At 35.3% G+C, this 5,024-nt stretch carries 6 protein-coding genes; 2 read left to right on the forward strand and 4 right to left on the reverse strand.

Annotation, left to right across the window (positions count from 1 at the left end):
• From rpsB to EDM02_RS00645, 4 genes are all read right to left on the reverse strand, one after another.
• The coding region (gene rpsB, locus EDM02_RS05895) for a 30S ribosomal protein S2 (RefSeq protein WP_260214914.1) at nucleotides 1-597 on the reverse strand (597 nt) is incomplete at its 3' end.
• A gap of 39 nt (nucleotides 598-636) precedes the next feature.
• A complete protein-coding gene (gene rpsI, locus EDM02_RS00635) occupies nucleotides 637-1,026 on the reverse strand; it encodes a 30S ribosomal protein S9 (RefSeq protein ID WP_123662252.1) in 390 nt (129 codons plus the stop codon).
• 10 nt (nucleotides 1,027-1,036) lie between these two features.
• The gene (gene rplM, locus EDM02_RS00640) at nucleotides 1,037-1,486 is read right to left on the reverse strand and encodes a 50S ribosomal protein L13 (RefSeq protein WP_123662254.1); all 450 of its coding nucleotides are present in this window, start codon (nucleotides 1,484-1,486) and stop codon (nucleotides 1,037-1,039) included.
• A 182-nt stretch (nucleotides 1,487-1,668) separates the two neighbouring features.
• A complete protein-coding gene (locus EDM02_RS00645; RefSeq protein ID WP_123662256.1) occupies nucleotides 1,669-2,967 on the reverse strand; it encodes a M16 family metallopeptidase in 1,299 nt (432 codons plus the stop codon).
• Between the two features lie 383 nt (nucleotides 2,968-3,350).
• Here EDM02_RS00645 and EDM02_RS00650 point away from each other — a divergent pair, with 383 nt between their 5' ends.
• Both EDM02_RS00650 and EDM02_RS00655 read left to right on the forward strand, forming a co-directional pair.
• Nucleotides 3,351-3,857 carry an SPOR domain-containing protein gene (locus tag EDM02_RS00650; protein ID WP_221179579.1) on the forward strand — a complete coding sequence of 169 codons (507 nt, stop codon included), beginning with the start codon at nucleotides 3,351-3,353 and terminating at the stop codon, nucleotides 3,855-3,857.
• 144 nt (nucleotides 3,858-4,001) lie between these two features.
• Nucleotides 4,002-5,015: a hypothetical protein gene (locus EDM02_RS00655; protein ID WP_123662259.1), complete on the forward strand. Its 1,014-nt coding sequence runs from the start codon at nucleotides 4,002-4,004 to the stop codon at nucleotides 5,013-5,015.
• Nucleotides 5,016-5,024 lie beyond the last annotated feature (9 nt).

Here is a 5,024-nt window from a genome sequence, read left to right on the forward strand (position 1 = left end):
AGGAAAATCAACCGCATCTGGATTGGTATTGGTATCTGCAAGAGCAAAAACTGGAATACCTAATTTTCGAGCTTCTTTAACTGCAATATGCTCCTTGTTAATATCTACCACAAACAATGCAGAGGGAAGCCTGGTAACATTGGACAAACCTTGTAATATTCTATTGAGTTTTGCTTGTTCCCGCATTATAACCAATTGTTCCTTCTTGGCTAGGTTTTTATAGGCAGCTGTATGTATATTTTTTTCTATAGAAAACATACGCTTGAGTAGCTTCCGAATAGTCACAAAATTAGTTAATGTACCACCAAGCCACCTTTCTGTAACATAGGGCATAGCTAAATCTTTTGCCGCTTTTTCTACCGAAACCTTGGCTTGTTTTTTAGTAGCCACAAACAAAATCTTTTTTCCAGCTCTTGCTAGTGCGTGTAACTGCAAAGCAACCTCCTCCATAGAGGAAATGGTTTTGTTCAAATCGATAATATGTATACCACTTTGCTTCATAAAAATGAAAGGAGCCATCTTAGGGTGCCATTTCTTAGTCAAATGACCAAAATGGACGCCAGCATCAAGAAGCGTTTTATGTTCTAATTTTATCATTATGGATAATTATAATTTCTTAAATAACAGAAAACAGAGCTAACGCTTGGTAAATTGGAATTTCTTCCTTGCCTTTTTACGGCCATATTTCTTGCGTTCTACTATTCTAGCATCCCTAGTGAGGAAGCCTTCCTTCTTTAACAGAGGCCTATTATTTTCCAAATCTAATTTGCAAAGCGCTCTAGCAATTCCCAAACGAATGGCCTCAGCTTGACCCCTCAATCCTCCGCCAGAAACATTAATATTCAGATCAAACTGATCCGATATTTTTAATATTTCCAAAGGTTGTTTAACCATTAGACTAATTTCTTTTACTGGGAAATAATCCAAAAGCTGCCTACGGTTAATGGTAACATTTCCGATTCCTTTCATAAGATACACCCTAGCTACCGCGGTCTTTCTTCGACCTACTGCATTGACTCTTTCCATCCGTTAATAATTAGTATTTTAGCGTTATTTCGTTTGGTTTTTGCGCCATATGTTGATGAACATTTCCCTCACAAACATGCAAATTATGGAACAACCTCCTCCCTAATCTGTTTTTAGGCAACATACCCTTTACGGCATGCTCTATAACACGCTTGTAATTAACAACTTGAACTTCTTTAGGTGTTGCTTTTTTTACTCCACCAGGATAACCTGAATAGGTATAATACTCTTTTTTTACCCACTTATTACCTGACAAAGATACTTTACCAGCATTAAGCACGATAACATGATCTCCCCCATCTACATGGGGTGTAAAATCAGGCTTATGCTTGCCACGAATCATGTAAGCAACCTGGCTAGCTAACCTACCCAACGTCTGTGATGAAGCATCAACCACAACCCATTGTTTGTTAACACTTTGCTTGTTAGCATATTTTGTCTTATAACTAATATAATCCACGTGTTTTAAATAAATTTTAAATAAAAAATTGCATTAACAACAAAAAAAATAACAACAAAAAAAATGAGGAACGTATAAAAAGCTAAAGTATTTCAAACGTACCTTTTTATTGCATTAAATGCAAATTGTGTAAGTTCCCCACATGCCCATACCCCATACGCCCATATGAATTTTTTAACAAATTACCTTACAACTACTTCTGTAAAGGTATCCAAAGATAAGTATTTTTGTGCTAAACTTCTAATTTCTAGGGGCGTTATATTACGAACCTGATTGTAAAATGCAGTGTAATAATTTTGATCCAATCCATACAGATAAGCTGCTTGAAATTTTTTCATAATAGAAAAGGGATCATTAATGCTGTTTAAAAAATGACCAAGCAGATAGTTTTTAACTTTTTTTAGCTCTTCTATTGGCACTAATGCATGCTGCAATATTTCTATTTCTTTGTATATCTCTTGGAGGGCCTGCTGCCACACCGCTTGGCCTACTTCTGTTGTAATAGCTAAGTAACCCGCTTGTTGCAACGCTACTATACTAGAATGGATGCCATAGGTATAACCTTTATCTTCTCGAATATTTTGCATTAAGCGAGAACCAAAATAGCCCCCTAAAAGTTCGTTTACCGTAATCATCGGTAAAAAATCCACTTCCGTTTTGGCTAATAATTTTTTACCAATGACAATGGCAGCCTGTATATGTTGTCCCTCTACTACCTCTATTTTTTCGGGAATATTATCAGGTAGAAGCTGATTGCCTTGGATGCCTTGTTTTTGGGTCAAATGTTCTAGGGATGCTTTTATTAATTGCAAGGCTGCTGTTGTCACCTGACCACTAACAAAAGCAGAACAATCAGAAAAAAACAGCTTTTCATAATGGTAATGTAAATCTTCTAATTGGATATTGGCTACATCTTGCACAGTTAAATGTCTTCCATAAGGGTGTTCTTTTGTAAAGATAGATGCACAAAACCGCTTATAAGCAATACAATCATACTTCTTATCTACCATTTGAATGGCTTGAGATTTTACATTTTTCAACAATTTAAGCGATTTTTTGGGAAAGTTAGAGGTCAAGAGCATCTCTACCAACAGTTCTAACATGGGACTAAGATGCTTAGAGAGGGTAGAAAGCGATAGATAGCAAAAATCTGCTTGGGATCGAGCACTAATGGTTGCACCATAATAATCCATAATATGGGCAATATCCTGGGTGCTTTTGCTTGTAGTTCCCTCTAGCAACATGGAAGCGGTAAAATAAGCTGCACCTGGATAGACCTCGTAGCAGCTACCAGATTTGAAAATTAATTCTACTTCTATAACCGGCTGACTACCCATATTGAGCACATAAAGTGGAATATCATTGCGGAGTAGATGCCGTACGGGCCACGAGAAATTGATATTTTCAATCTCTTTAAATTTTGGAGGAACGGTTCTATCGAGCATAAAAAGGGGTGAAAAACAGTTAGTATTTTTTTGCATAAAAAATTACTTTTATACAAAGAATAGATTCAGCAATTTAATGAATCTTATGTATTTAGGCTACAAAAGTAGCATAATTTCCCTGTGTTATTATAAAAGTCTTAAAAAGGACATAAACCATACTATTTTAGCACTGTAAACTTATAAAAAACTCTAAATTTGTATCATACAATTGTTGCAATTTTCTATTGCAACGGTCTCCCTGCGGTGATGTAATATGGAAAATAGACATTTTGTTGTAAACCAATAGTCTATAAATCTATGGAATAGTAGCAATGCCCATATTGGATTTATTTTCAGGGAGCAGATAATATGTTTAAAATATTTCAAAAACAATGATGATGCGTTATGTAATATGGACCTTTTTACTCTTTGTTATGGTTATGGCACATCCAAAGGCTATGGGTGGTACCTCTCATGCATGGAAGCTAAAAAAAAAGCATTATGAAGAAAATCTTGCTCCATATAGGATGGAATTTTGTAAGCGTGCAAAAAAAGAAAAAAAAGAGCCGCTGTTACCCTTGACCATGCAATGGGACCAAACCCAATATTTAGAAAGCCTTTTAGCAAAACGAAAAATAGCTTATAAACGCATGAATAGTTTAAAATTCTATACCATACAGGTCTATATGGGCAACAGTAGAGCAGCAGCATTAGAAGCGCAGGAGCTAGTCCGTACGCTTCAATCTACCTATGTCCCTGAGTTCAATTACAGACAGCCTTATTATACTGTTCGAATGGGTCTTTTTACTGATAAGCTCGAGGCCTATTTTGTTTATCTGACTTTAATAAAAAGAATGCCTAGTGCTATGATTCGCCCTTGCATGCTTACAAAGGAAGATTATGTAGCGTATAAGGCTAGCTGTAAAGCGCTATTAGGATATTATTGAAAATTTCAGTAAACTGCGGCAGTTTGCGGTACATAGATACGGGCGTGAGCAAGTGTAGGCATTTTAGATTAAAGCTTAACTTTACTTGCTACAATATATTTAATTTATTTACTAACTATTTACTACCATTTCTTGGTTATAGCTATGCGTTTCAAAAGAAATTTTTTATTGTTTTTTTTATGTTTATTAGGGAATAATATTTGTTCTTTCTCTGTAGGTGTGGATAATGCTGGTCCTTTGTATATAGGTTTGCATGATATTTCTGTTATATCTACTTGGAAGAATTATTTAATAGAATCTTGTGAACGTGAACGATTAGAAAATTGTAAGAAGCATGGTTCCAAAAAGAAGCATGGTTCCAAAAAGAAGCATGGTTCCAAAAAGAAGCATGGTTCCAAAAAGAAGCATGGTTCCAAAATTGAATTTTTTAAAGAAAAGTTTAACTGCTTAGAAGAAAACGCTCCAGTAGAAGAAAACGCTCCAGTAGAAGAAAACGCTCCAGTATTAGTTACGATTCAGTATAAGGGTCAGCCTGTGGAACTTTTTAAGAATAAAGATGATTGTAGTGTTACTTTATGCCCTGCATTGGATATCGATGGTAACGAAGATAATGATAAAAAATGTATAGCATTGCTTATTGAGCTTGCATTAGGAGGGGTTAGGAAATTCTTATTATTGCAGAATCATATATTGAAGAATCAGATATATGATCAAAAATGTATAAAACATCTTATACTTTTGCCTTGTCACCTTAAGCAGAATAATAAGTGGGTATTAGCAAGGATACAATTAACGCTTGAATGTAGGATTTTTACCGATTGTATTAAAGATATATGGTTTAATATTACAAACCATAATATTAATTCTACCTCCGATTATGTACAAGACATTATTCAATACATTTTAAGTGTGGAGAAAATTTCCAAGATGATTCATACAATTGATCATTACGGTTTACTCTCTCCCTCATCCTCTCCCTCTCCCTCATCCTCTCCCTCATCCTCTAGCTCATCCTCTAGCTCATCCTCTAGTAGCTTACCCTCTAGTAGCTTACCCTCTAGTAGTTTACCCTCTAGTAGTTTACCCTCTCGTTTACCAGCAACACAATATTTTACTGGAATAAATAAAGATCTAAAAGAGAGTAGATATTGCGAGTGACATATATGT

This window comes from Candidatus Cardinium hertigii, assembly GCF_003788695.1.